Origin of the sequence: Diaphorobacter sp. HDW4A, assembly GCF_011305995.1 — a bacterium.
GTDB lineage: Bacteria > Pseudomonadota > Gammaproteobacteria > Burkholderiales > Burkholderiaceae_C > Diaphorobacter_A.
Genome location: NZ_CP049910.1, coordinates 4125857 through 4151433 on the forward strand (window position 1 = coordinate 4125857; position 25577 = coordinate 4151433).

Genomic DNA, 25577 nt, shown 5'->3' on the forward strand with positions numbered 1-25577 from the left:
CCAGCCTCTATCATTGCCCACTATGCTCCCCCTCCCTCAATGGCCTCAGTCGGACCGAATTCCTCTGCACGGCATCTTCACCGACATCGACGACACCCTCACCACCGACGGAGCGATCACGCAAGACGCTCTTGACTCGCTTTCAGCGCTGAAGGCCGCTGGCCTGCATGTCATTCCCATCACCGGCCGCCCCATTGGCTGGAGCGAGCCTTTCGCTTCGACCTGGCCGGTGGATGCCATCGTGGCCGAGAATGGCTCCGTGGCGTTCCGGCATGACGATGCAGGCGCGCTGCAGAAGATCTATCAGCAGGACGCCACCACTCGCGCACGCAACTATGCGCGCATGCAGGAGGTCGCGCAGCAGATCGTGCGCGAGGTGCCCGGCGCTATGCTGGCGACCGATTCCGCAGGGCGCGAGACCGACATCGCGATTGATCACAGCGAGTTCACGCATCTGCCGCAAGCGGCCATCGACCAAGCTGTCGCCATCATGCGCGCCGCCGGTATGAACGCCACGGTGAGCAGCATCCACATCAATGGCTGGTTCGGCGATCACAACAAGTTGGAAGGCGCGCGCTGGATCGTGCGCGAGCTGTTCGGGCGCGATCTCGACAAGGAGCTGGATCATTGGGTCTATGTCGGTGATTCGACGAACGACCAGCTGATGTTCAAGACGTTCAAGAACAGCATCGGCGTGGCCAATGTGGCGCGCTTTGTTCCGCAGCTCAAGGATTTTCCGAAGTACATCACGCAAGGGGAACGCGGCGCCGGTTTCACCGAAGTGGCGAACATGTTGCTCGAACGCTGAACCTCCCGAAGGCTGCACGCGCAGCGTACAAAGAGAAAGAAAAAAAGGACATCGCGAAGATGTCCTTTTTTGCTTGTGAGCGCTGAAAAATCAGTGCTGCAGGATCTTGTTCAGGAATTCCTTGGTGCGCGGCTGGCGGGCATCGGGATTTCCGAAGAACTCGTCGCGCGAGCAGTCCTCGAGGATCTTGCCGCCGACGTCCATGAAGATCACGCGGCTTGAGACCTTGCGGGCGAAGCCCATTTCGTGGGTCACGCACATCATGGTCATGCCTTCGTTGGCAAGGCCGATCATCACGTCCAGCACTTCGCCGACCATTTCGGGGTCCAGCGCGGAAGTGGGTTCGTCGAACAGCATCACGATGGGGTCCATCGACAGCGCGCGAGCAATCGCCACGCGCTGCTGCTGACCGCCGGAGAGCTGGCCGGGGAACTTGTCCTTGTGCGCCGACAGGCCCACGCGGTCGAGCATCTTGAGGCCGCGCTTCTTGGCGTCGTCGGCGCTGCGGCCGAGCACCTTGATCTGCGCGATCGTCAGGTTCTCTGTCACCGAGAGGTGCGGGAACAGCTCGAAGTGCTGGAACACCATGCCCACGCGGCTGCGCAGCTTGGGCAGGTTGGTCTTGGGGTCGTGCACCGCCACGCCGTCGACGAAGATTTCGCCTTTCTGGAAGGGTTCCAGCGCGTTGATGGTCTTGATGAGCGTGGACTTGCCGGAGCCCGATGGTCCGCACACGACCACCACTTCGCCCTTCTGGATGTTGGTGGAGCAGTCCGTCAGCACCTGAAAGCTGCCGTACCACTTGGAAACGTTTTTGAGATCAATCATTTTTTGAATTCCTCAGATGGGAGCGACATGTCAGCGGATGATGGCGATCTTCTTGTGCAGGCGCTTGACGAACCACGAGAGCGCGTAGCAGAGCACGAAGTAGGTCACGGCAGCCGTCAGATACGACTCCACCGGACGGCCATAGTTCTTGCCCGCGATATCGAAGCCCTTGAGCATGTCATAGGCGCCGATGGCGTAGACCAGCGAGGTGTCCTGAAAGAGGATGATGGTCTGCGTGAGCAGCACCGGCAGCATGTTGCGGAAGGCCTGCGGCAGCACGACAAGGCGCATGTTCTGGCTGTAGGTCATGCCCACGGCCTGCCCTGCAAACACCTGTCCACGGGGAATGGACTGGATACCGGCGCGCATGATTTCGCTGAAGTAAGCGGCCTCGAACGCGATGAAGGTGACCACGGCGGAGGTTTCCGCGCCGATGGGTCTGCCGATGAGCATCGGCATCAGCAGGAAGAACCACAGGATCATCATCACCAACGGGATCGAACGCATGCCGTTGACGTAGATGGTAGCGGGCAGATCGAGCCACTTCTTGCCAGACAGGCGCATGAGCGCGAGCAGCGTGCCGAAGAAGATGCCGCCAATGGTGGCGATCACCGTCAGCATGACGCTGTACTTGAGACCCTTCCAGACATAGTTGGAGAACAGATCCCACGAGAAGAACGACCAGTCGAGAGCGAGATTCATATCAGTGACCTCCTCCGCTGGCTGCGATCATGCCCGGCACACGCGAGCGCTTTTCGATGAATGTCATGATGCGGTTCACCACGAAGGCCGAGAACACATAGAGCGCCGTGACCGCCAGATAGACTTCCACGCCGCGCGCGGTTTCTTCCTGCGCCTGCATGGCGAACATGGTGAGTTCAGCCACGGAAACGGCGAACGCCACCGAGGAGTTCTTGAACACGTTCATCGTCTCGCTGGTGAGCGGTGGAATGATGATGCGAAACGCCATGGGCAGCAGCACATAACGATAGGTCTGGAACGTGGTGAAGCCCACCGCCATACCCGCATAGCGCTGACCGCGCGGCAGGGCCTGAATGCCCGAGCGCACCTGTTCGGCGATACGCGCCGAGGTGAACAGGCCAATGGCGAAAACCACCAGAATGAAACCATCCACGCGCTTCAAGGCCGGGAAGATGGACGGGATCACGTGATACCAAACGAACACCTGTACCAGCAGCGGGATGTTGCGGAACAGCTCGACCCAGGCGTTGCCCAAACGAACGATCCACGGCCGATCCGGCAATGTGCGCAAGGTACCGATGAGCGAGCCCAGAATGAGCGCGATCAACAACGAAAGCAACGACACCGACACGGTCCAGCCCCAGGCAGACAGCATCCAGTCCAGATAAGTGGTGTCGCCATTTTTTCCAAAACAGCTTTGCCCGACCTCTTGGGTAATGGTGTCTTGACAGAACACCTGCCAATCCCAACTCATACGAGCACCTCTTTATTCTTCATGTATATAACCGTGGTGGATGTGTTGCACAGCAAAATTTGCACACACGATGTACACGATAGTACTTAACGATTCACAGCCAGCACGACTCAAAATAAAAGCGCCCCTTCTCCACGGGTCGAAGGGGCGCAACTCATCCCACAGGATTATTCAGGAAGCTTGTACTCTTCCATGGGCTTGTCGTTCGGAGCATCCCAAGCAGCCTTGGTAGCAGCCGACAGTGGCAGACCGATCTTCACGTTGTTCGGAGGAATCGGTTGCATGAACCACTTGTCATACAGCTTGGCCAGCGAACCGTCCTTGATCTGGCGTGCAATGGAATCGTCCACGGCCTTCTTGAAGGCAGCATCGTCCTTGCGCAGCATGCAGGCGATGGGCTCGACCGACAGCACTTCGCCGACGATCTTGTACTCGGCTGGTGCCTTGGACTTGGAGATGTTGGCGGCCAGAATCGAGCCGTCCATGATGAAGGCGTCGGCGCGACCGGTTTCCAGCATCAGGAAGGAATCGGCGTGGTCCTTGCCCATGACTTCCTTGAACGACAGGCCATCCGCCTTCTTGTTCTTGCGCAGGGTTTGCACGGACGTGGTGCCGGTCGTAGTCACCAGCGTCTTGCCGTTCAGGTCCTTGATGCCGGTGATGCCCGAGTTGGCCTTCACAGCGATGCGGATTTCTTCCACATAGGTGGTGTAGGCGAACGCGGCATCCTTCTGACGGGCCGTGTTGTTGGTGGTCGAGCCGCACTCGATGTCCACAGTGCCGTTCTGCACCAGCGGAATGCGGTTTTGCGAAGTCACGGGCTGATACTTGATTTCCATCTTGGCCAGACCCAGTTGTTTCTGAATGTCCTTGAGGACGTTCTCGCCCATTTCGGTATGGAAGCCGACGTACTTGCCGTTGCCCAGCGTATAGCCCAGGCCGGATGATTCACGCACGCCAAAAGTGACTGCGCCTGAAGACTTGATCTTCGCCAGTGTGTCATTGGCTTGCGCGAACGCAGTGCCTGCAGCCAGAATGGAAATGGCGGCGACCATCAAATGCTTCTTCATAGACTCTCCTTGCAAGTGAAGCGGAAAAATAACGAGGGTAATGAATACAACGGATCACAAGTCACGGTGCGATACCGAGAAAACGTAACATATTGTGCCCATCACTTCGCAAAACTATCTTCTGGGATTGCACCATCAACCGGGAAGCTGATCTGTAGGGTATTTCCAGAAGTCTCTCAATAAATAGCTGGTCGGCAGATCCAGCGAACGCTGCATCGGCGGAATCGGTTTGGTGAACCATTTGTCATATAGGGCGTTGATTTCGCCGCTCTTGATCATCCGGCGCATTTCGTCATCCACCAGTTTCTTGAACGCCAGATCGTCCTTGGGCAGCATGATGGCCAGCGGCTCCGTCGTCAAAAAACGGCCTACGAGCTTCACCGCCTTGGGATCCGTGCTGCTTGCGGCCAAGCCTGCGAGCAGCACATCGTCCATCACGAAGGCGTCCGCTTGGCCTTTTTGCACCATCTCGAACGCCGCTGCATGATCTGGTGCAGTCAAGATGGTCATTTGCAAGTACCGTGCCCGGTTGAGTTGCTCCAACGCCGCAAGTGGCGTAGTGCCTTTGGTGGAGACGACATTCTTCTTGGCCAGATCGTCGACCGAGTCGATCTTGCTGTCAGCCGCCACCAGAATGCGCGCGCCGGTGATGAAGTGGGCCATCGTGAAGCTCACGTCTTTGCGGCGCGTGGCGTTGTTGGTGGTCGATCCGCACTCCAGATCCGCCTTGCCAGACTTGACCATCTCCACGCGATTGGCGGGAGTCACCTGCATCAACTGCACTGGCATGTCCTTCGCCCCAGTCTGCTTGCGCACCTGCTCGGCGATGCGCAGGCACAGCTCCAGTGCATAGCCCACGGGCTTGCCTTCCTGCACATAAGAGAAAGGGATCGAGGCCTCGCGGTGGGCAATCACCAACGGAGCGCCCTTGGCGATGCGGTCCAGCACACCTTCGGCCTGCGCGGTGATCGAAGTGGAAAGCGCAAAAAGAACACCCAGGCATGCAAATGCCCGGCGGAGAGTGATTCTCATGATCTGTCTGCGCTCCTTGATTGCGAGAACGGGGCAGTGCATGGGCCTTCGAGCGGGGTATTGCTCACACGGCGGAAACACAGACTGCCCAACGAAGACAAGCAGTCGTTGTGTGACTGATGTCAAAATTTTTCAGCGAATGTATCGATCTGAATCGTTGAGCGCCAATGCTAATTGCTGCTGCAAACTATGCAATCAAATCATGGAATGTCCACATTGACGCGTGCACATTCAATCTTCGACATGCGCAACGTCCGTTTGTGACTGTAGATAGGTCCAAAGCGACTGAGCGAGCGTGTTTCCTACGTCCTTCGCGTTCGGTTTTTCCCGATACGCGCGCACTTCCATGGCCACCTGCAGATGGGCTGCGTCGGCCGGCGCAGCACTTACCAGCTTGCCCGCACGCAGTTCCTTTTTCACCGCGCTGTGCGGCAGAAACGCCACACCATGGCCCTCCAGGGCCATGGCCTTCAGGCCTTCGGCCATGTCGGTTTCATACACGCGGTCCAGATGGATGGTGGTAGCGGCTTCCTTCAAGATCAGATCGGTCACGCGGCTCAGGTAGGCGCCCGGCGCGTAGCCCAGGTACGGCAGCGGGTGCCCTGGCTTGCCCGGCAGGCAGAACAACGGCTTGCCATCGGCGTCGGGCTTGCAATATGGCGCGAGATTTTCCTGACCGAGGCTCACCATCTCGTAACGATCAGCGTCAAGCTGAATCGGCTGCGATGGATGAAAGTAGGCGATCAGCACATCGCTGCCGCCTTCAACCAGACGCATCACCGCGTCATGCACGTTGAGCGCGAGCAGCCGCGTCTTCAGTGGCCCGAACTCTGTGCGCAGCTTGGTCAGCCACGCAGGGAAGAACGTGAAAGCCAGCGTGTGAGGCACTGCGAACACGATCATGTCCTTGCCGGTGGATGTATGTGCACGCAGCATGGCCCGGGTGTTCTGCAGCGCCTGCAGCATCTCGAGCGCTTGGTCGTAAAGCGTCTTGCCTGCACTGGTCAGCCGCGTCGGATACGAGCTGCGATCCACCAGATCGGTGCCCGCCCAGGCTTCCAATGCCTGAATGCGGCGCGAAAACGCGGGTTGCGTCACATGGCGCAGTTGTGCCGAACGGCTGAAGCTGCGGGTTTCTGCGAGGCTGACAAAGTCCTCAAGCCACTTGGTTTCCATGACGGGCATTATCCGCGTCCGCCCAGCTGCAAAGGTCTTCCGCGCTCGCGAGCTGGCAATCTTCGATGGTGCAATGCAGCAATTTTTTTGTCATCGAACTCGGGGAACACCCCGACATTCCCCCGAGAGCTTAGGGGGCAAAATGAAATTCACTCGGGCGCATGACGCTGCCTCTCTCATGCACCACATGGTCGGGCAAGGCGTTGGCATCCATCCGTTCGTTGAATCTTTGCTCCCGCCGTTTCAGATGTCCTCCAAACCTCCCTCCGAGTCGGATCCACAGGCCGCTTCGGACACCGCACTCTCCTCCTCCCCATCCTCCCCCGACGAACCCCGGTCCCTTTGCATCGAAGACTGGCTCACTGTCATCGTGATGGCGGCCCTCGCCCTGATCACCTTTGCCAATGTGATCGTGCGCTACTTCACCAGTTCGTCGTTCGCGTGGACCGAAGAGATCTCGGTGTTCCTCATGATCGTGCTCGCGCTCGTGGCGGGCTCGGCTGCCGTCGCGCGTGACCGCCATATCCGCATCGAGTTCTTCTCGGAGAGCGGCTCGGCCCACCGCCGCCGCAAGCTCGCACAGCTCGGCGCGGTGCTGGTTGCTGTGCTGTTCACGTTGATCGCCGTGCTCAGCATCCGCACGCTCTGGGACGACTACCGTTTCGAGGAAACCTCGCCGGGCATTGGCGTACCGGTCTGGTGGTACACGATGTGGCTGCCGATTCTGTCCATCGCCATTGCGCTGCGCGCTGTTGGACTGTTCATCCGCCGCTCGCGCCAGTCGGACCTGGAATACCTCACCGACACGACAGAGTCCGGTGACGCCCCGGCAGGAGGCCAACAGCCATGATTGCCACCCTGCTGTTTGTTGCCTTCATCGTGCTGATGCTGGTGGGCGTGCCCATCGGCGCGGCCTTGGGTCTCGCGGGTGCGGCCGCGATTGCGCTCGCGAATCAAGAGACTCAGTGGTTCGGCCTGCTCGCTGTGCCGCAGAACTTCTATGCAGGTCTGGGCAAATATCCGCTGCTGGCGATTCCGATGTTCGTGCTCGTCGGCTCGATCTTCGACCGCTCCGGCGTCGCTCTGCGGCTGGTGAATTTCGCAGTGGCCATCGTCGGACGCGGGCCGGGCATGCTGCCGCTGGTGGCCATTTCGGTGGCAATGTTTCTGGGTGGCATCTCGGGCTCGGGCCCGGCGAACGCCGCCGCCGTTGGCGCAGTGATGATCGCTGCGATGAACCGTGCCGGTTATCCCGCGAGCTTCTCGGCCTCGGTCGTGGGCGCTGCGGCGGCCACCGACATTCTGATTCCGCCCTCGGTCGCATTCATCATCTACTCGGTGCTTGTGCCCGGCGCCTCGGTGCCCGCGCTGTTCGCCGCAGGCATGGTGCCCGGCGTGCTTGCAGGCATTGCGCTGATCTTCCCCGCCGTGTGGATGGCGCGCAAACACAAAATGGGCCACCTCGAATCATCGCTGCCGCGCCCGGCATTCTGGAAGAGCCTGCGCGAGGCCTCATGGGGCCTTGCCGCGCCAGTGGTGATTCTGGGTGGCATGCGCGCGGGCTGGTTCACACCGACCGAAGCGGCCGTGGTCGCCGTGTTCTACGGACTGTTCGTCGGCATGGTCATCTACCGCACGATCAAGGTGCGCGATCTGTTCATCATCCTGCGGGAAGCGGGCGAGCTCTCCGCCGTGATCCTGCTCGTGGTCTCGCTCGCGGGCATCTTCGCCTTCTCGCTCTCGACGCTCGGCGTGATCGATCCGGTTGCCAATGCCATCGTGCACTCGGGCCTCGGCGAGTACGGCGTGCTGGCCCTGCTGATTCTGTTGCTCATCACCGTCGGCATGTTCCTCGACGGCGTGTCGATCTTCCTGATCTTCGTGCCGCTGCTGCTGCCCGTGATGAACCACTACAACTGGGACCCTGTATGGTTCGGGGTGATCCTGACGCTCAAGGTTGCGCTCGGCCAGTTCACACCTCCGCTTGCCGTGAACCTGATGGTGTCGTGCCGCATCGCCAATGTGCGCATGGAGTCGACCGTGCGCTGGGTCGGGCCCATGCTGCTGGCCATGTTCCTGGTGATGATCGCGGTGATCGCGTTCCCGCAACTGGCGCTGTGGCTGCCCAAATATCTGGGTTACTGAACGAGTTGTTGATCGAATTTCCAAACGGTTTTTTCTGCCCATCCAACGAGGAGACAAACGCATGAAGCTTCGCACTTTCCTGACCGCCACGGCCGCAGCCGCCGCAGCGCTGGCACTCTCGCCTTCCGTGGCGCTCGCGCAGCAAAACTACAAGAGCGAGTACCGCCTGTCGCTGGTGCTCGGCCCGCCATCGCCCTGGGGCATGGCCGGCCAGATCTGGGCCGACCTCGTGAAGGAACGCACCAAGGGCCGCATCAACATCAAGCTCTACCCCGGCGTCTCGCTGATCCAAGGCGACCAAACGCGTGAATTCAGCGCGCTGCGTCAGGGCGTGATCGACATGGCTGTTGGCTCGACCATCAACTGGTCGCCGCAGGTGAAGTCGCTGAATCTGTTCTCGCTGCCATTTCTGATGCCCGACTACGCTGCCGTCGATGCGCTCACGCAGGGCGAGGTCGGCCAGGAAGTCTTCAAGACGCTTGAAAAATCCGGCGTGATGCCGCTCGCCTGGGGCGAGAACGGCTACCGCGAGCTGACCAACTCCAAGCATGCCATCAGCAAACCCGAAGACCTCAAGGGCATGAAGATCCGCGTCGTCGGCTCGCCGATCTTCACCGACATGTTCACCGCCATGGGCGCCAATCCCACGCAGATGAGTTGGGCCGACGCGCAGCCCGCGCTCTCCAGCGGCGCGGTCGATGGGCAGGAAAATCCGCTCTTCATGTTCACGATCCTGAAGCTGCACACTGTTGGCCAGAAGTTCGTGACGACCTGGGGGTACATGGCCGATCCGTTGGTATTCGTGGTCAACAAGGACATCTGGGCAAGCTGGAGCAAGGCCGATCAGGACATCGTGCGCCAGGCCGCCATCGATGCAGGCAAGCAGGAAATCGGCATCGCCCGCAAGGGTTTGGTCGAGCCCGGCAAGCCACTGCTGAAAGACATCGCGGGCATGGGCGTGACGGTCACGCAGCTCACGCCCGAGCAACGCGCCGCGTTCGTGAAGGTCACCCGCCCGGTCTATGAGAAGTGGAAGCCGACCATCGGTACCAACCTCGTGGACATGGCGGAAAAGGCCATCGCCGCACGTCCTAAGCCCTGACACCGGAATCGCCGGGGCGCCCGTCCTTATCGAAAACCGCGCATCACAGCAGCACTGGATGCGCGTTTTTTTTCGAGTCCACGTTTTTCAACACGTCATGACCGACCTGCTCTCTCTCTACCGCACCATGGTGCGCATCCGTGCCTTTGAAGACGCCGCCGAAGCCGCAAGCCAAGGCGGCGTCACCTGGGGCGGTGCCGCAACCGACAAGGCCGCCGAAGTGCGCGTCAAAGGCCCCCTGCATCTGTCCACCGGACAGGAGGCCGTCGCCACCGGCGTCTGCGCCCATCTCACGCCCGAAGACCTGCTCACCTCCACCCACCGCGGCCACGGCCACACGCTGGCCAAGGGTGCGGACGCAACCAAGATGATGTGTGAGCTCTTCGGCCGCGCAACCGGCTACAACGGCGGCAAGGGTGGCTCCATGCACATCGCCGATTTTTCGGTGGGCATGCTGGGTGCGAACGGCGTGGTGACCGCCGGGCTGCCGATTGCCGTGGGCGCGGCGCACGCGCTCAAGATCCGCAAGACAGGCGCCATTGCCGTGAGTTTTTTCGGCGATGGCGCGATCAATCGCGGCCCGTTTCTCGAAGCGCTGAACTGGGCACAGGTCTACCAGTTACCCGTGCTCTTCGTCTGCGAGGACAACCAGATTTCTGCCACCACCCAATCCGCGCCGATGACCGCAGGCAGCAACGCCGCAAGCGCGCGAGCCGAGTCCATGGGCATCGGTGCAACGCGTGTGGATGGCAACGACGTTGAGGCCGTGAGCGCCGCCGCTGAAACACTGATCACGCAAATCCGCGCAGGCTCGGGCCCAAGGCTGCTGCATGCGATCACGTATCGCCAAAAAGGCCATGTGTCGGTTGACCCGGCCACTTACCGCGACCCAGCTGAGGTGGCCGCGGCACTTAGAAATGATCCCATCGCACGTGCCCGCGCACTGCTGATGCAGCGCGGTCTGGGCGATCAGGCCGCACACATCGAGACTGAAGCGAAGGCCGAGATCGACGCAGCGCTCGCCACTGCCAGCGCCGCCCCATGGCCCGACAGATCGGCCGCCTACACTGACATCATGACCACCGGCAAAGGAGTCTTTGCATGACCGACTTTGCAACATCCACACCAACCCAGCCCAGCGTGACCACGATGAGCTACGCGCAGGCTGCAGCGACGGCACTGGAGGAGGCAATGCGCGCCGACCAGCACGTGGTCGCAATGGGCGAGGACCTCGGGCGCGGCGGCGTGTTCGGCCAGTACCGCACGGCGGGCGGCAAAAATCTGGTCGATGTGTTCGGCTGTGAGCGCGTGATCGACACGCCTATTTCCGAGGCCACCATCATGGGCGCTGGCGTAGGCATGGCGCTCGCGGGGCTGCGCCCTGTCGTCGAAATGCGCGTGGCCGACTTCGCGCTCTGCGCCATCGACGAGTTGGTGAATCAGGCCGCGAAGAACCGCTACATGTTCGGCGGACAGGGCCGCGTGCCGCTGGTGGCGCGCTTACCCATCGGCATCTGGACGGCCTCTGCCGCGCAGCACTCGCAGTCGTTTGAAGCATGGTTTGCGCATGTGCCGGGGCTGGTGGTGGTCGCGCCGTCGACACCTCAGGACAACTACGGCCTGCTGCTGAACAGGAGTGAGATAAACCACAGGCCTCAGGTGAGATAAATCCGAAACTTAGTGGAACCGTCCGAACAATATCGAAACGTATTCTGCAACTCCCTTTCCTGTGGTGAAAGTACTCGGGCCGCTGGCAATTTGGAGCATTTCAGAACGGGATTTCAGGTTCACTCACCATCATCAGTTGCGCCATGGGACGATCACAGATCACCTTCCCGCTGATGCTGACGTGGGTGGGAACACGAATTGTAGTTGCAGCGGTCATGATCTCGAAGACTGCGAAGCGTCTACCAGGGTGAGCTGCGGCGAGGCGTAGCGCCTCCGCTTCAGCCACCTCGCGGTTTGGGTGCAAGACGGTCGGTTGGTTGCTCGGCTCGATTCGGCGACAACCTTTGAACGGTAGCCAGTACTCCGCGCAAGCAATATCCAAAATAAGGCAGGGATTGCTCATGGTTGGTCCTCACATTTGTCGCTGCATCCACTCCAGCGTTCGCTCCACGATCTCGTTGCGGTCTTCGTCCGATAGTCCCAGATATGGGCGGGCCGGAATGGTCACCGACTTGGCCACGTGACCGTTGAAGCGTAGAAACTTCCCTTTCGTCGGTGTGATCGTGGCACCGAACTGGTGGACGGCCGAGTAAATCAGGTTGCTGCCGATCTCGACCGACTTGCCGTTTACCACCTGACTCACCAGCTGGCCACGGAGGAATCCGCGTAGCGTCAGGACTCGGTTCTTGTTCTGGCTCTTCTCTTTTTTGTACCAGGGTTGCAGTGCTGCCCATGCTGTGCCATCGGGTGCGGTCTGACTTTTGAACCGTTCGCGGGTAGTGCGCAGCCCATACTCACCCAGCTCCGCCAGCAGCGATGCGGGCCGCTCGATGGATCCAAGCAGGCCGCGCAGGCTGGCTGTGGCGGTGGTGGCGTCGAAATCGACATAAAAGCGTGCTCCGGCCATCATTGCCCTCCGGATTTGTATGCGCGCCAGCTGTCGCTGCCAGGTGCGTATTCGAATCCCGGATCAATGCCACTCGGAACGCGCACGACTCGCGGTCCAGTGGGACTGTTCTTGCCTATCTCGCGATCCACCCACTCGACCTTCGGGGCTTCGTCGGGCCCGGATTTGCCCAATTGCTTCAGGTCTCGTGGCCAAAGGCCGATCACCTTGCACTGACATCCCCAGCCATTGGGCGGATAGTGGGTGCGCCACCACGGATCGTCACGTGCCAGCACCTTCCCGTCCCACATTACATGCTGGTGGCGTGGGTTTTCCACCCAATCACTGTGTTCGTAGCGCCAAAAAGGAGCCGCCTGCAGCTGATCCCAGCGACCAGCGGCATAGCTGGTGTTCAGATTCGTCTCGTAGATCACACGGGTTCGCCAGTCGCGCCCGCCGTTGTAGTCCCAACCGTATTTGGCGACGATGTTGTCAAAACTCTGGCGGAACGTCTCGAGCGTCGCGCCTTCCACGATGGCTTGAGTCACGGCTTCGCGAAAGTCTGCAACCATTGCGTCCAAGTTTGCACCGGCCACAGTGAACGCCCATTCGTGCTCGGCCGCGTAGATGTCCGTCCAGGCCTCGGTAGGCACATTGAGCTTGCGCCGAAAGAAATCGATCATTTCCTTGAACGGCAGACTGCCATACGCCGCATCAGCCATTGGCGGCCTCCTGCATCACCTCGTAGCGTCCCGCCAGCTGCGCGGCGGCCAAGGCCAAGGCCATCGCTGCGGCGTAGTCGTCCAGCGACATATCAGGCCTGAGCGCTTCCAATCCGTCCCGGATGTCTTCCAGGCTGTTTGCGTTGGCCACAATCTCTCGGATCTGCTCCACCCACGCGGCCGCAGGGGCTCGCATCTGCGCCGCCAACTGTTGTGCCATCAATCGGGGCGGGTGCGGCTTCGCCGGGGGCGGCACTTGGCCAGACAGAGCTGCAGCCTGTTCCGCGAGGCCGGGAGGCAATGTAGCTCCGGCTTCGATGGTCTGCAGGACAGCCTCGCCCTTGTCTGGCTGCGGAATGCCAAGGCGCTCTTGAGCCCACTGCACCGGAATCTGCATGCCGATTTTCACGAGCTTGGGCAGCGCCTCGGAAAACGCCGTCAAGTCCTCCGTATCACCCACGTCGAGGCAGAAAACGGGGGCGCGACGAATCCCATCTGGTGCAAGACCATTCAGCACGGCCATTGGGAAGAGCAGATCACGCGTCACGGTGCTGCAGACTTGCCGGATATCACTGTCACGCAGGTCCTTGCGCACCTCGTTGTGGACGTTGCCAAGGGCATTAGTGCTGCTTTTTCCATCCGCGCCGCTGGTGAGCGTGCCGCCCAAAATGACCTTGGATTGAGTGCGCTCGCACCAGTTCATCATCAGCTCGAACGCGGCAGGATCGCCGGTCGCGGCGTCCAAAAAATCCAGCTCCATGCCCGAAGGGATGATGCCTGCCGCATTGCGACCAATACCGGCGAGCGCACGCAGCAGCGTCATCTTCTCCTTCTCACTGGCCCCGGTGGAGTACTTGCCGATTCGGACAGGGATTCCATAGATTTCCAGGAACTCGGCCAGATCGCCGACGCTGTAGTTCTTGAACAAATAGGGCCACACGAGCTGACGAAACATGGCAGTGCGTTCGATGTAGCCGCTCTTGGCTTTGTGGACGTGGGTGATCCAGCCGAACTGCTGCAGCGGCTCTCCAATGCTGCCGTCTTCTGCCGTCGTGTTGGTACGCAGGCGAAGCTCTTGGCGATAGCCACGATGCACGCCAAACCAGCTCTGCGGGCGGTGCGTGATGGTCTTTGGCACCCAGTACTTACCAGGTTTGTGCCACTCGATTTCACAACAGGCAAAGCCTTTGCCGATCGCATCCGTGATGTCGAACAGCACGTCTTCGAAGTCCGGGATTTCAGCCAGCAGTTCAGACAGCTGAGCTGCTGCTTTCGCCTCCTTTGCGGAAGCGTTGTCCGGTGGGGTCACGCTCCAATTGACCAACAGCGCGCGGCGGCGCTTGCCCAGTTCAGCAGCAATATGACCATCCTTTTCTTCCATGTCCTCATACAAGTCGAACTGCGCCTGCAGCTGTCCTTGCTCTGCCTGATCGAGGATGGATGCCAGCTTGGATGGCGTGAGCCCGCGTGTCGGATGCGTTTGCATCTCACGCTGAAGGTGAGACAAATGCGAGGTTTGTGGCGTGGCCAGAATCTCGTTGCTGATTGGCCGACCGTCCGGCCCCAAAATTTGTGCCATGTTTCCTCCTTACCAGCCGCTGTGCTCTGGCACTTCAAAATCCAAGTCATCGTGCCCGCTGCGCGTGTTGTCAAACCCGCGTGAGTGCGAGGGCACGGGGATGTAATCGATCACCGCATTGAGGTTCAGGGTCGCAAACCATCCCAACACAAGCATCACGGCGCTGTCGCCGTGGCGGAAAAGGTCAGGGTCTTTCACGTCACTGCGCCGAACCTTGCTCACCATGGCCACGCCATCAACTTCTTCGATGGCTCGCAAGTCCTGCGCAATGTTGGGGTCTGCGGGAATCTCGATCATTCCGTCTTCGAACCCCTGAACCAGCTTCGGCATCCATGTGCCATACCACGCACGGTTCAGCTTGATCTGGTGCACGTGGTTGTGACCGAACTTGTCGGCCGTCTCTTCTGCGAGCGGCTCACCTGAGCCGGTTGCATCCATCGCGCCGCCACACCGACGTGGCAAGCGTTCGATCGCATACCAAGTGATTTGGCGCTGCTGCGCATAGGGCACTTTGTGCATTTCAACCGACAGGGCAAGTCGGCGGCGCATACCTGCACCCAGTGATATCGCACCCCAACTGGAGAAGTCACGATGCCGCGCATAGTCATGCGAAAACACATGCCGTTCTTTCGGATCGAGCTTGGCCAATTCGGGCTCAAGGTAGCGATCAATCCAATCCGCCACCCACGCCTCGCGCTCTGCTGGAGACTTGAGCACGAAATCCTCATCAAGCGTCAGACGCAACACTTTCTCAGGAGGCAGCACCATCGCCTGTTCGATCCAGACACCGGGCAGGCAAACACCGTTGCCATCGCGGGGGATCGCATCCAGCTCTTCGCGCATCGCCGCTTTACGCACGCCGTAGCCATTGCGGATCTTGCTGTACCAAGCCTTTTTGCCTTCCGCAGTGGCTTTGGTGCCTTTCATCATGCAAACGCGCTCATACAAGCCGTTGGCGACCGCATCGTCGAACGTCACTGTCACCACTTGGGCGTCTGCACCGTAGCGCCCAGCCTCGATGTCACGGCAGAACTGGGCAAACGGATTGTTCTTGCCGTTGTGTGAACTGATCACAGTGATCTGACCACCCCAGATCAGCAGAGCGGTCGCCGCGTCGAGAACGCCTTGCACATCAGGATGGAACGCGGCCTCATCGATGACCACATGACCTTGCAATCCGCGAATGTTGGCAGGACGACTGGACAGCGCACAGACTTGAAATCCGCTTGCGAAGCGGATTCTGTAGGCTGTGATGTTTTTGGTCTTGCCGCTCTCGTCCTGATCTTCAAACAGGAACTCTTCAACGCCCGAAACACCTTGCCCTTGGGCCTGAGCGATGACGCGGGCAAACTTTGCGCAGTAGCCAATCGCCTCCAAGCCTTTTTCTTTGGTGTCACCGATGTAGAAGACGTTGTCACCGCCCGCGCTCTTGCGTGCGGCCGCCACAAGCGTCTTGTTCAACATGGTTCCAAAGGTGATTCCGGTGCGTCGCCCCTTGGGAACCGCAATGATTGCTGCGTCGATCGCCGCGACCTGACGCTGATGCAGCATCAATACGCCATCGGCCAGAGGGTCAAAGCCCTCTGGAATAGCGCGCACGCTGGCGGGCAAGTCTTCCCATTCCAGCGTGCGCAGAGTTGAGGCAAGCGGCTTGATGATGTTCATTGGCCGATTCCCAAGAACTTGCGTCGCCAGAAGTCCACTTGGGCCTCATCCATGCCTTGGGCCTTGGCTACCTCCTGAAGGCTTTCCTCTTGTTGGGCAAGCAGCTTGCGACGGCCAGCGGCTTCTGCTGCTTCGCGCTCTTCGATGCTCATCGTGCGGGCCTGCATTACGGCACGCGCTGCCCGAGCCAGCTCCGACACTTCTTTGATGCTGATCTTGTCGTTGCTGTGGGCGTTGAGCGCCGCATTCGTCGCCAGCGTTGTGACAGCTTGCGCAAGCAACGCCCCGGCCTTGTCGCCGACACCCTCACCGAGTTCATCCACGAGCACGCCAGCGGCCGTCTCGATTTCACGCATACGGCCAACCATCTCTTCGAAGCCCGCTTGGTAGCGATAGATTCCGCTGCGGCTAACATCTTCTTCGGGAAACTTGGCTCGCATTTCAGCGAGAAGCTCATTGAGGGTGAGCCGGTCTTCCCGCATCAGCTTCTCAAGATGCTTGCGCGCCTCTGGTGCCATTCGAGACACTTTTGACTTGCGGCCCATGTCAGGCTCCTGGGCGCTTGACGCCCGGGGTCGTGATACGGCCTGCAGCGACATCTGCGCCGCGTGTCGTGAGGGTGGCGATGTAGACGGACTCCACGATCTCGTTGGTGACAAGACCTTGCTCCTGCAGAAACGTCAGATCGGTCTTGATTTGGTCCGAGCTGGGATCGTGTCCCCACTTCGACAGCAACGTCTGCAGCAAAAACGAGTTGGTGCGGTATGCGGGCAACTCGGTGAGGACTCGCAGGATTACGAGGCGGCGGTCTTCCGCCATGAAGGTAGAGAACTGGTTCATTTCTTGTGCAACAAGTAGTCTTCAACTCGGTTCACGCTGTGGGCAAGCGGCTCAATGCGCGCACCCACGGCCTCAATGCTTCCTCGCATTCGCTCCACAGTGGCAACCAGCTCATGCAGCTGCTGCTGGCTGGGCACCTGTGCCATTTGGGCTTCGAGGGTGGTGATGCGGGTGCGCAGCTCCAGCAGCTCCGCGCCGCTCGCAGATTGGCGGCCAACAAACCATGCATAGATCCCGATGGCGGTTAGCATCAACCAGCGGACCGCCTCAAAGCTGTAGGTCATGTCTGTGAAACTCATTGAAGGCCCCATCGTTTCTTTGTTCTTTCGTATACAGCCATGCATGACACACAGCGCTCGCAACCGGGAACCGCCTTGCGTCGTTTCTCGGGGATGTCGTCGCCGCACTCAATACAAAACAGCGCTGAGTCGGCTGCTGTCTTTCCGTCGATCCCGGCGCGCAAGGCTTGGTCCCGCAGAGCATCTGCGCGGATTTGTTCTTCGCGATCACAAGCATCATCAATGTGGTCAGTCACCGGAGCGTCTCCTGCTCATCCCACTTGATGCGCTCTGCAGTTTTGCCTGCGCAAATTGCGTAGAGGTCGTACATCTCTTTGAGCGCCTTCGCGACGGGATCGACATCACCGCCCTGTGGAGCCAGAGGTGGCTCCGGGCACTGCACTTGATACTCCGCCAGACGCGGCTTCTGCGGCCCGGTCGCGGGCGGCGGAGAGTTCGCGCATGACGCCAGGAGGAAACACGCAGCCAGCGCGGCTGTCCGCCGTAGAGTTGAGTTCATGGGTAAGTACCTCGGAGGTCTGCTGGTTGGCCTTCTTGCGCAACTGGATCGTGGCGCGCAGTGCTTGATTGGCTGCTGTCGATCGCTTCACCAGATCGTCATGTGTAGAGAGTTGATCGCCCAGTTGCTTCACGGCCTTGGCGTTGTAGTCCGCCACCTGTGACGCTTTTCCTTCGGAATGCCCGTAGCCGTAGCCACCAACGCCCGCTGCAATCACGGCCAAGACGAATCCCAATGCAATGGCAGATCGACTCATAGTCCCGGTCCCCATGACGCATAGCGCGGTTGATGCACGTTCAAAATGCGTGCTGGGTATTGAAGGTTTTCTTTGCAGTGGACGGCCGCACGCCGCGCCTTGCCGCACGCGGCGTCCACATCCTCACGACTGGGCTGCGCGATCCCGGAAATCGCCGCCTCTTTCTGCCAGTGGCCAAGACCACCGTTGTAGGCGCGCAAGGTGACCCACATACGATCTCGCGATCTATATCTGGTCGGCGTGCGCTCGAACAGCCATTGGTCGTAGACAACCAATGCACGAAGTGCCCACGCGGGATTGAACGGTTCAGCTGTGGCCAGCTCGGGATCGATCGTGGCGATCCATTCCGTGGTTTTAGGCATGAACTGCGCCATGCCTTGTGCGCCGACGCGGGAAACTGCATTCGGCTTCCAGACGCTCTCCTGGTGGACCTGTGCAGCGAACACGGCGACTGGCGCATCCATGCCCCAGACTACACGCGACGTGCGAATCAGCAGTGCCCGATATGGCAGAGCTGCAGCTGGCGCTGCAGGTGCGCCGGTTGCCACCATGGCGAGGGTGTCGGGTGCAACAGATGGCTGCGATGGCTCCTGCGGCTTCTGTGCTTGCTGGGCAGTGCCTGCAAGTTGATGCGTAGCATGCCAAGCCACGCCTGCGGCAAGCGCCAGCGCAACTCCGATGATGATGGCGCGGCTCATTACAGGCCCGCCGCAACACCGATCACCACGCACCCGACGATGATGGCGCGCCGGATCTGGGCAACGCAGAACGCGGTGATGTATTCAGGCTTGGCGACGGGATAGTCCACGTCACCTTCGGGTTCGTCAGTGCCGTGGCGCCAGTCGCGGTACAGGTATGAGTCCGGCCGCGCATAGGGGAACAGCGCACGGTCGAGCCAGTATCCGATCACGGCGGCCAAGGCGATCAGCGATGCCTTGTAGAGCACCACCGGCAATTGCACCGGCGATAGCCAAGCGATCAGCGCGAGCAGCACGACCGCCAAGATGGCAAACAACGAATTGCGCGGAGCGCGCAGCCAGATGGGGATGGATTTGAGCGTCATGCACAGCACAATGCCGCGCATGCTCGAGAGGGGCTAAGTAAAACGTTTTACTTATTGGTTTGGTGTCACGTTAGAGATCATGAAGTCATGAAACGTTCAGCCCGACGGCCGCCGCGCCAGTGCTGATGAAAGCAACCCAAACGACTTCACTCACGCGAACTACCTTTTTCCATTTCTGGGGGCCTTAACTGGCCCTCTACGGATTTCAAATGACTTCGAATCTCGCGCGCGCGACCAATAAACATCGCGTGTGCATCGCCAAGCGCTTCGTTGTAACCGGCCTGCCAGACCTCCCAAAATGCGTTCTCGAGGTACTCTTTCATACCTGCCATATCGTCAGTCAATGGTGGCTTCTCAAGCTGCGGATTGGGCTGACGCATCCACCTGCGAAATTTGACATATTGCCGGGTTTTTTTGTCGGGCATGACATCTCCTTGTTCGATACTTTACGGCCTCGCATCGATGTGCAAGGGAATGAATCACTGCGAGTCGCTGCATTGCGCAGCAGTGACCTCGCGCTCAAACTGAGGTATCAATTTTGGGCGCTCCACCAAGGTATAAACCATTGAAGTCACTTCTTCTTTGGCTGCAAATTGCAGCACTGCCTCATTGGACTTACCGATCAATCTGTCTAGCGTTCCTTTGGCTTGATTCAAGCACGAAGGAACGTCCATAGCCTCGACTTCTCTTTTGAGTGCTTGAAGATTGGCGATGGGCATCGCAAGCGCAATTCGTGATGTCGAAAATGCAAGTCGTTCAGCATCTGCCCACCGACGATACAAGGCCAAAAGTGGTGCCGCGTCCGAAGCTCCTTTTAGTGAGACATTGGGTTGAACATTTGGCCTTTCTGCAGAATTTTGGCTCTGCAGAATGTTCCCCTCACGCGTTTTTATGGACTCGGATTTTTTGAACCCATTGTCGCAAACGATGTCCTGAAACGTCACACGCCCGTCCGCAAGCGTGCATTTGTATACCGCCCAAGTTGGTGTCGCCGAAAGTAGCCCTATCACAAGGGCCAACCGCATCTTCAAAACTAGCCTCACGTCCCTCTCTCCTCAAGCAAATATTCAATGTGTTGTAGACCTATTTCCTGATCGCAAATCACCCTTCTGAGTCGTCTTGATACATTGAGTCGAAACGATGTAGTAATTGTTGACCGTCGTGTGATGAACATCGCCGTAAACCGCGCCGATCTGAAGATTGCAGCCCCCGGAATTTTCCATTCGCTGGCTTGGCAAGATTCCTTTGATCCATTTCAGTGTCTCCCTCAAACTCACCGTTTGCTCCTCAGCGATGCAGGCATGGAACCCAATTTCTACGATTTGCGCCGCGAAGTCTTACTAGGTGCTGACGGCGGGTTGTATGTGCCGCTGATCGAGCCAATCATGGTGTGACTGCCTCCGCCGTGATTTTGCATGACTTGGCTGGCAGGTGTTGCGGCCCCCAAAAGGGCTCCTATCGCGGCTCGACGAACTGTGGGAGATGCCGCGCGAAAATACTCAAGCAATACCGTTTCCTCGGGCGATTGAGCACGAGCGCCTTTGGACCTATCTGAAGGTAAACCGGTAAGTATGTAGCCGACATCCGCATCTATGGCTGCATACCGCGAGAGCGCTTCAGCTCCCGGCAACGAGGCTCCCCCCTCCCAATTGATTACAGACCGCTTGGTCGCCCCAACTTTCTCTGCAACAGCTTCTTGCGTAAGACCAAGTCTCTTTCGCTCATCTTGCAGTCGTTCTGAAATTCCCATTTATTTCACCTTTACCTATTGCAAAGTGAAAAAAGTTTCACCACAATATGCCTCAACACGGCAAGAACTGCCGACACCTAAACAAGTTGAGTGAAAGGGTATCAGAACATGCACCCAGAAGAAATAAAAGCTGCCTTGCGCATGAAGGGCGTGACGCTTACCGCCTTGGGCGAGTCAGCGGGCGTTTCTCGATCGATGGTTACGCATGTGATTCACGGACATGCCAAGTCCGCTCACGTGATGGAGTTGATTTCCAAGACCATCGGCAAGCCAGTCGCGGCGATCTGGAAAGACAAGCCAGTCTTACGTCGTAAACGTCCAGTTGCACCCGCTGCAGTTACTCGTGTCGGAGCCTCGGCATGAACGCCAAGAGCCGAGCCACCAACTACACCAGTGCCCCACTGCAGCGCCTATTGCAGTTGATCGACTTGCTTGCTGGGCATGAGTTGCAGGGATTGGAACCAGGCGCCATAGCCAAGGCATTGGGTTGCGCCGCGCCTGTCACCACTCGTGATCTTGACAACTTGCGCACCGCAGGTTGGGCCGAGCTGCACCCCAATGGGAAGACATGGCGATTGACGCCGCATGTGATTGAAATTTCGCTCAAACATGCCGCCGCGCTTCGGGCGGGTCGTCAAGACCTCAACGACGTTGAGCAGCGCTACGGCCGCATTTGAATTCAAGAGGATGAACGATGACGACAAAAGGTAAGCCAGGAAGAAAGCCGACTGCCGCCGCTATTGAAGTGGCGAGTAACGCGAATCATGCAGTTCTGGCCGGGGATGCCCGCGCAGCGGATCAATTCGCCGCCCTGCAAGCGGGTTATGGAGAGGAGCGAGACCTGCTCAATCAGGTACTCGGGCAGGCGCAGATGGCAGATTCATTTGCCAAGTTTTCAAAGACCGTCTTGACTTCCAAAATGGCATTCGTCAAGGAACATAAGCTTTATCAACAACTTAAGGGACAAAAGACTCAAGACGGTCTTGAGTTTTCGGGAACGTGGTCGGAGTTTTGCAATGTACTTGGTTGGACACCTGAACATGCGAACGAGGCTATCGCGAACTTGAATCAATTTGGCTCTGAAGCTCTCGAATCCATGTCCCGCATGGGCATAGGTTACCGAGAAATGCGCCAGTACCGGAAGCTCCCCGAAGACCAGAAGCTCGCACTGATCGAGGTGGCGAAGACGGGCGACAAGGAAGGCTTTGTTGATCTTGCTGAGGAGATCATTGCCCGCCACGCCAAGGAAAAAGAGGCGCTGACTGCGCAGGTTCAAGAAGCCAAGGACTCGCTCGAAGCCAAAGACCGCGTGCTGGAATCCAAGGCCGAGATGATCACGCGCCTGGAAGAGCAGACGTCGCGCAAGTTCAAGCCACGCCCCGGATCGGAAGCTCGCTCGGCCCACGAGCAGGCGTTGCTCACCGAGGTGGATCAAGTCACCAGTTCCGTGTATCTCGGCATGCACCGCCTGTTCAAGGCTGTCGATGCAACCCTCTCGGACAGCGGGGGGGGCATGGGTGAGGCGATTCTTACCCGCGCTCGTCAGGCCATTGAGTTCCTCGCGCAGCAAATGGTCGATATGACTGAGGAGTTCGGCATTTCAGTCGATCTGGAAAACCGCCTTTCGCCGACTGGGCTTGACGAAGAGGCCCTCAATGTTCTTGAAGCCAGAAACGCCGCCGCCGAGAGTGCCCGTTCATCTGGACGCGTCAATTGAAGGCGGATTCACCATGGACGCAATCCGTATGGAAGTCATCACAAACGCCGCGCATGAGGTCGCTGCGGCTGATCATGGCGCTAGAGGTCTCATCGTTCAGCGCACGGCCGAACTGTTGAACCTCTCCGTTCAACGCACGTACACGCTCGTGTCGAAGGCCGCCGCACAGTTGGGCCTGAAAACACCCCGCAAGCGGCGAGCTGATGCGGGCGACTCCGCCATCTCAGACGCGGAGCTGGAACTCATCGCAGGAACGATCCTGCACGACCGGCGTGCGGGCAAGTGGATGATTCCCTTGTCCGAGACCATTGACGCGCTGCACAGCAACGGAAAGATTGCAACGCGTTTGTCGGCCAACCACGTCGGCAGACTGCTGCGTGATCGCGGGCTTGATCGCCGTAGTCTGTCCGCGCCCACGCCACACGTGAGCATGCGCACCGAGCATATCAATGCGGTATGGCAGATCGACGCTTCCGTGTGCGTGCTCTTCAAGACGCCCAAGGGCGAACTGCGCCTCCTTGAGGAGGATGGTGTGCACTACAAGAACAAGCCTGAAAACTTGAAGCGCGTGATGGACCAGCTCCTGGTGCGCTTTGTGGGAGCCGAGCACGCAAGCGGCGCCATCGCGGTGCGCTTCTACTCGGGTGGTGAGACCACGGAGAACGCGCTGGACTTTCTCATGTGGATGATGGGGCAACGCCAAGATGCAGCAGGCACGCCCATGCCTCTGCATGGAGTGCCCTACTTGATCTACACCGATCAGGGCAGCGCTTTCAAAAGCACCTCGTTTCGCAATTTCTGCAGCGCCATGGAGATCCGCCAGAAGTGGCACGCGCCCAAGAAAAGCCGCTCGACGGGTTCGGCTGAAGGGTCACAGAACATTGTTGAACGTGGACTGGAATCACGCCTGAAGTTCATTGATCCCGAGACGATCACCATCGCCCGCCTGAACGCCTTGGGTGAGCTGTGGATGCACAGCAGAAACGGCACGAAGAAGCACAGCCGCCACGGCATGACGCCTTATGCGGCATGGAGCACTATCGGCAGCGAGCACCTGCGGTTGGCGCCATCCATGGAAATCATGCGGGAATTGCCCGTGAGCCTTGCACAAACGCGTGTGGTGAGCGGCAACATGACCGTGAGCTTCGCGCTCAAGGGTCAGGGTTCCAGCGACTATGACCTTCGGTATGTGCAAGGGGTATCTCCACGCGACAAGGTGCTTGTGTCAGTCAATCCCTTCGCCGCACCCGCCGTGCGCGTGGGGGTGACCGACCGCGAGACTGGCGAGATCGTGTGGCACCAGATCGAGCCCGTGAAAGAAGGCTGGATGGGATACCGCGCCGACGCTCCGAGGCTCGACAAAGACGAATACAAGGCCATGCCTGCCACTCCCGCCGACGAACGGCGCGCGCGCATCGCGGCTCAGGCCTACGCCACAGCCCAAGGCCCCGCCACTCCTGCCCAAGTGGAAGCCGCGCAAAAAGCCAAGACCGCTCCCTACGTGGGCCAGTTCGACCCGTTCGCCGACATCAAGGAAAAGGCGGCAAGTCTGCCCACCTACATGCAGCGACCAGGTACACCGCATAGCGCATTCGCGCCCAGCGTGGAGCCGGTGCGCAAGTCCGTGGCTGAAGTCTGCAAACGCATGCGTCTGGAACTGGGCGACGTCTACGAGCCGAGTACCTATGGTTGGCTCACCGAGCGCTACGGAGACGCGGGTGTTCCAGAGGATGTTGTTCCAGGACTGATTGCGGCGCGAAGGCAAGCACTGTGCAACGCGCCAGTCAAAGGCGGTTTGCGCGCGGTTGGGGGTGGTGCATGAGTCTTTCCACCGTCATGTCAGCGCTGGAGCTGTCCCAAAGCCGCCTTGGCAAGGACACCGGAATCAGCCGCACCGCCATCAACCGGATTGTCCTGCACGGTGTGTGGCCCGCTCGTGGCACCACTACTGCACAGCAGGCAGTACGTGCGTGTCTGAAGAAACACGGCGCTTCGGCGTCCCAGTTGCGCGAGGCTCTCGCTGTTGAGTCCGCCAAAAAGTTGGCCCCGGGCGTTACAGCGCCCGAGGCCGCCCCTGAAGAAGCAAATGCAATCGAAACCCCAGAGGAGGAAGCTATGTTACTACCACCCCAACCTTTAACTGAAGCCACACGTCGGCACTTCGCCCTGTTCACCAACCCTTTCGTGGGTGAAGTGACCAGCAATGCGGAGATGTTCATCAATGGAAACATCCGCTTTGTGCGTGAGGTAGCTTGGCAGGCGGCGGTCGGCGCTCGCATGGTTGCCATCGTCGGCGAGAGTGGCGCGGGCAAGACCACCATGCTCGACGATCTCAAAGACAACATCCTGCGAGAGCGTAAGTCGGTCGTGTGTATCGAGCCCAGCATGGAGGGTGCCGAAGAGACTGACACCAAGGGCAAAACGGTCAAGGCCGTGGACATTCACACGGCAATCGTTCGCACCTTCAATGCCAAGGCGAGCGTGGCCAGCAACGCGGAGGCTCGTTCCCGTCAGGTGAATGCAGCGCTCACCGAGTCCTGCTCTTCAGGCCACTCCCATCTGCTCATCATCGAAGAAGCCCATGCCCTGCCAGTGCCAACGCTCAATCACCTGAAGCGTCTGCACGAAAAGATGCGACTGGGCCGCAAGCCCATGCTCGGCATCCTGCTGGTCGGGCACCCAGAGCTGGAAAAGAAGCTCGCTCGCTGGGATGTGCGCGAGGTGATGCAGCGCATTGAAATCGCCCGCCTTCCGCCCTTGGGTGCGGACCTCTCTGCGTATCTGCAATGCAGGGCTTCGGCAGCAGGTCGCAAGCTCGACGAGTTCATCACGCCCGAGGGCGTCGATGAGCTGCGCAGCCGACTGACCGTCCAAGGCACCGGCGAGCCTGCGCAGATGAGCATGCTGTATCCGCTGAACATCAACAACTGGATGGCCACCGCGCTCAACACGGCGGCAGATCTGGGTGCACCTCGCGTTGATCGCGATGTGGTGCGGGCCATTTGAGGGAGAGATG

At 59.4% G+C, this 25577-nt stretch carries 32 protein-coding genes and 1 pseudogene; 12 read left to right on the forward strand and 21 right to left on the reverse strand.

Annotated elements, in window-relative coordinates:
- Nucleotides 1–22: 22 nt before the first annotated feature.
- Nucleotides 23–808, forward strand: coding sequence for an HAD-IIB family hydrolase (locus G7047_RS18815; protein WP_166308787.1), 786 nt, complete (start codon nucleotides 23–25; stop codon nucleotides 806–808).
- Between the two features lie 90 nt (nucleotides 809–898).
- On the opposite strand, the gene G7047_RS18820 is transcribed toward G7047_RS18815, so the two are convergent.
- The 6 genes from G7047_RS18820 to G7047_RS18845 form a co-directional block, all read right to left on the reverse strand.
- Entirely contained in the window at nucleotides 899–1636 is a 738-nt protein-coding gene (locus G7047_RS18820) for an amino acid ABC transporter ATP-binding protein (protein ID WP_166308790.1), read from the reverse strand.
- 30 nt (nucleotides 1637–1666) lie between these two features.
- Nucleotides 1667–2338, reverse strand: coding sequence for an amino acid ABC transporter permease (locus tag G7047_RS18825; protein ID WP_166308793.1), 672 nt, complete (start codon nucleotides 2336–2338; stop codon nucleotides 1667–1669).
- Nucleotide 2339: 1 nt separating this feature from the next.
- Nucleotides 2340–3092, reverse strand: coding sequence for an amino acid ABC transporter permease (locus G7047_RS18830; RefSeq protein WP_166308796.1), 753 nt, complete (start codon nucleotides 3090–3092; stop codon nucleotides 2340–2342).
- Nucleotides 3093–3259: 167 nt separating this feature from the next.
- Nucleotides 3260–4162 (reverse strand): transporter substrate-binding domain-containing protein, encoded by a 903-nt coding sequence (locus tag G7047_RS18835; RefSeq protein ID WP_166308799.1) that lies wholly within the window; start codon nucleotides 4160–4162, stop codon nucleotides 3260–3262.
- A 135-nt stretch (nucleotides 4163–4297) separates the two neighbouring features.
- Complete coding sequence (locus G7047_RS18840) at nucleotides 4298–5194, reverse strand: amino acid ABC transporter substrate-binding protein (RefSeq protein ID WP_166308802.1); 897 nt, start codon at nucleotides 5192–5194, stop codon at nucleotides 4298–4300.
- Nucleotides 5195–5425: 231 nt separating this feature from the next.
- A complete protein-coding gene (locus G7047_RS18845) occupies nucleotides 5426–6370 on the reverse strand; it encodes a LysR substrate-binding domain-containing protein (RefSeq protein ID WP_205904653.1) in 945 nt (314 codons plus the stop codon).
- Between the two features lie 247 nt (nucleotides 6371–6617).
- Here G7047_RS18845 and G7047_RS18850 point away from each other — a divergent pair, with 247 nt between their 5' ends.
- From G7047_RS18850 to G7047_RS18870, 5 genes and pseudogenes are all read left to right on the forward strand, one after another.
- On the forward strand, nucleotides 6618–7220 hold the full coding sequence (locus G7047_RS18850; RefSeq protein WP_166308808.1) for a TRAP transporter small permease: 603 nt from the start codon (nucleotides 6618–6620) through the stop codon (nucleotides 7218–7220).
- Nucleotides 7217–8515, forward strand: coding sequence for a TRAP transporter large permease (locus tag G7047_RS18855; protein WP_166308811.1), 1299 nt, complete (start codon nucleotides 7217–7219; stop codon nucleotides 8513–8515). The genes G7047_RS18850 and G7047_RS18855 overlap by 4 nt, the downstream gene beginning before the upstream one ends.
- A 61-nt stretch (nucleotides 8516–8576) precedes the next feature.
- Nucleotides 8577–9617 carry a DctP family TRAP transporter solute-binding subunit gene (locus G7047_RS18860; protein WP_166308814.1) on the forward strand — a complete coding sequence of 347 codons (1041 nt, stop codon included), beginning with the start codon at nucleotides 8577–8579 and terminating at the stop codon, nucleotides 9615–9617.
- 97 nt (nucleotides 9618–9714) lie between these two features.
- Nucleotides 9715–10722, forward strand: a complete 1008-nt coding sequence (locus tag G7047_RS18865; protein ID WP_166308817.1) for a thiamine pyrophosphate-dependent dehydrogenase E1 component subunit alpha — start codon at nucleotides 9715–9717, stop codon at nucleotides 10720–10722.
- A pseudogene (locus G7047_RS18870) lies at nucleotides 10719–11243 on the forward strand (alpha-ketoacid dehydrogenase subunit beta); the annotation flags it as partial. The gene G7047_RS18865 and the pseudogene G7047_RS18870, both read left to right, overlap by 4 nt.
- 142 nt (nucleotides 11244–11385) lie before the next feature.
- On the opposite strand, the gene G7047_RS18875 reads toward G7047_RS18870, so the two are convergent.
- From G7047_RS18875 to G7047_RS18940, 14 genes are all read right to left on the reverse strand, one after another.
- On the reverse strand, nucleotides 11386–11688 hold the full coding sequence (locus G7047_RS18875; protein ID WP_166308820.1) for a hypothetical protein: 303 nt from the start codon (nucleotides 11686–11688) through the stop codon (nucleotides 11386–11388).
- 9 nt (nucleotides 11689–11697) lie between these two features.
- Nucleotides 11698–12192 carry a phage virion morphogenesis protein gene (locus G7047_RS18880; RefSeq protein WP_166308823.1) on the reverse strand — a complete coding sequence of 165 codons (495 nt, stop codon included), beginning with the start codon at nucleotides 12190–12192 and terminating at the stop codon, nucleotides 11698–11700.
- Nucleotides 12192–12893 (reverse strand): phage minor head protein, encoded by a 702-nt coding sequence (locus G7047_RS18885; RefSeq protein ID WP_166308826.1) that lies wholly within the window; start codon nucleotides 12891–12893, stop codon nucleotides 12192–12194. The genes G7047_RS18880 and G7047_RS18885 overlap by 1 nt, the downstream gene beginning before the upstream one ends.
- Nucleotides 12886–14472, reverse strand: a complete 1587-nt coding sequence (locus G7047_RS18890; RefSeq protein ID WP_166308829.1) for a DUF935 domain-containing protein — start codon at nucleotides 14470–14472, stop codon at nucleotides 12886–12888. Before G7047_RS18890 ends, G7047_RS18885 begins: the two co-directional genes overlap by 8 nt.
- A 9-nt stretch (nucleotides 14473–14481) precedes the next feature.
- Nucleotides 14482–16137: a hypothetical protein gene (locus tag G7047_RS18895; protein WP_166308832.1), complete on the reverse strand. Its 1656-nt coding sequence runs from the start codon at nucleotides 16135–16137 to the stop codon at nucleotides 14482–14484.
- Nucleotides 16134–16736: a phage protein Gp27 family protein gene (locus tag G7047_RS18900; protein WP_240939179.1), complete on the reverse strand. Its 603-nt coding sequence runs from the start codon at nucleotides 16734–16736 to the stop codon at nucleotides 16134–16136. The genes G7047_RS18895 and G7047_RS18900 overlap by 4 nt, the downstream gene beginning before the upstream one ends.
- On the reverse strand, nucleotides 16684–16977 hold the full coding sequence (locus tag G7047_RS18905) for an ArsR family transcriptional regulator (RefSeq protein WP_166308835.1): 294 nt from the start codon (nucleotides 16975–16977) through the stop codon (nucleotides 16684–16686). The genes G7047_RS18900 and G7047_RS18905 overlap by 53 nt, the downstream gene beginning before the upstream one ends.
- Entirely contained in the window at nucleotides 16974–17261 is a 288-nt protein-coding gene (locus G7047_RS18910; protein ID WP_240939180.1) for a DUF2730 family protein, read from the reverse strand. Before G7047_RS18910 ends, G7047_RS18905 begins: the two co-directional genes overlap by 4 nt.
- 11 nt (nucleotides 17262–17272) lie before the next feature.
- Nucleotides 17273–17512 (reverse strand): TraR/DksA C4-type zinc finger protein, encoded by a 240-nt coding sequence (locus G7047_RS31355; protein WP_166308841.1) that lies wholly within the window; start codon nucleotides 17510–17512, stop codon nucleotides 17273–17275.
- A gap of 105 nt (nucleotides 17513–17617) precedes the next feature.
- Nucleotides 17618–18031 carry a hypothetical protein gene (locus G7047_RS18920; RefSeq protein ID WP_166308844.1) on the reverse strand — a complete coding sequence of 138 codons (414 nt, stop codon included), beginning with the start codon at nucleotides 18029–18031 and terminating at the stop codon, nucleotides 17618–17620.
- The gene (locus G7047_RS18925; RefSeq protein WP_371813805.1) at nucleotides 18028–18729 is read right to left on the reverse strand and encodes a transglycosylase SLT domain-containing protein; all 702 of its coding nucleotides are present in this window, start codon (nucleotides 18727–18729) and stop codon (nucleotides 18028–18030) included. Before G7047_RS18925 ends, G7047_RS18920 begins: the two co-directional genes overlap by 4 nt.
- Nucleotides 18729–19094, reverse strand: coding sequence for a putative holin (locus tag G7047_RS18930; protein WP_240939181.1), 366 nt, complete (start codon nucleotides 19092–19094; stop codon nucleotides 18729–18731). Before G7047_RS18930 ends, G7047_RS18925 begins: the two co-directional genes overlap by 1 nt.
- Before the next feature lie 146 nt (nucleotides 19095–19240).
- Nucleotides 19241–19519, reverse strand: coding sequence for a hypothetical protein (locus G7047_RS18935; RefSeq protein WP_166308847.1), 279 nt, complete (start codon nucleotides 19517–19519; stop codon nucleotides 19241–19243).
- Nucleotides 19520–19573: 54 nt separating this feature from the next.
- Nucleotides 19574–20038: a hypothetical protein gene (locus tag G7047_RS18940; RefSeq protein ID WP_166308850.1), complete on the reverse strand. Its 465-nt coding sequence runs from the start codon at nucleotides 20036–20038 to the stop codon at nucleotides 19574–19576.
- Nucleotides 20039–20260: 222 nt separating this feature from the next.
- Between G7047_RS18940 and G7047_RS18945 the strand changes: the two genes are divergently transcribed.
- Complete coding sequence (locus G7047_RS18945) at nucleotides 20261–20488, forward strand: hypothetical protein (protein WP_166299502.1); 228 nt, start codon at nucleotides 20261–20263, stop codon at nucleotides 20486–20488.
- Here the strand turns inward: G7047_RS18945 and G7047_RS31530 are convergent.
- Nucleotides 20410–20844 (reverse strand): helix-turn-helix domain-containing protein, encoded by a 435-nt coding sequence (locus G7047_RS31530; protein ID WP_166308852.1) that lies wholly within the window; start codon nucleotides 20842–20844, stop codon nucleotides 20410–20412. The genes G7047_RS18945 and G7047_RS31530 overlap by 79 nt on opposite strands.
- Before the next feature lie 108 nt (nucleotides 20845–20952).
- On the opposite strand from G7047_RS31530, the gene G7047_RS18955 reads away from it, so the two are divergent.
- The 5 genes from G7047_RS18955 to G7047_RS18975 are packed head-to-tail and all read left to right on the forward strand — an operon-like array spanning nucleotide 20953 to nucleotide 25567.
- Complete coding sequence (locus G7047_RS18955; RefSeq protein ID WP_166308855.1) at nucleotides 20953–21207, forward strand: helix-turn-helix domain-containing protein; 255 nt, start codon at nucleotides 20953–20955, stop codon at nucleotides 21205–21207.
- Entirely contained in the window at nucleotides 21204–21521 is a 318-nt protein-coding gene (locus G7047_RS18960; RefSeq protein WP_166308858.1) for an IclR family transcriptional regulator, read from the forward strand. The genes G7047_RS18955 and G7047_RS18960 overlap by 4 nt, the downstream gene beginning before the upstream one ends.
- Before the next feature lie 17 nt (nucleotides 21522–21538).
- The gene (locus G7047_RS30960; RefSeq protein WP_205904654.1) at nucleotides 21539–22561 is read left to right on the forward strand and encodes a hypothetical protein; all 1023 of its coding nucleotides are present in this window, start codon (nucleotides 21539–21541) and stop codon (nucleotides 22559–22561) included.
- Nucleotides 22562–22574: 13 nt separating this feature from the next.
- Complete coding sequence (locus G7047_RS18970; protein WP_166308861.1) at nucleotides 22575–24383, forward strand: DDE-type integrase/transposase/recombinase; 1809 nt, start codon at nucleotides 22575–22577, stop codon at nucleotides 24381–24383.
- Nucleotides 24380–25567: an ExeA family protein gene (locus tag G7047_RS18975; protein ID WP_166308864.1), complete on the forward strand. Its 1188-nt coding sequence runs from the start codon at nucleotides 24380–24382 to the stop codon at nucleotides 25565–25567. The genes G7047_RS18970 and G7047_RS18975 overlap by 4 nt, the downstream gene beginning before the upstream one ends.
- Nucleotides 25568–25577 lie beyond the last annotated feature (10 nt).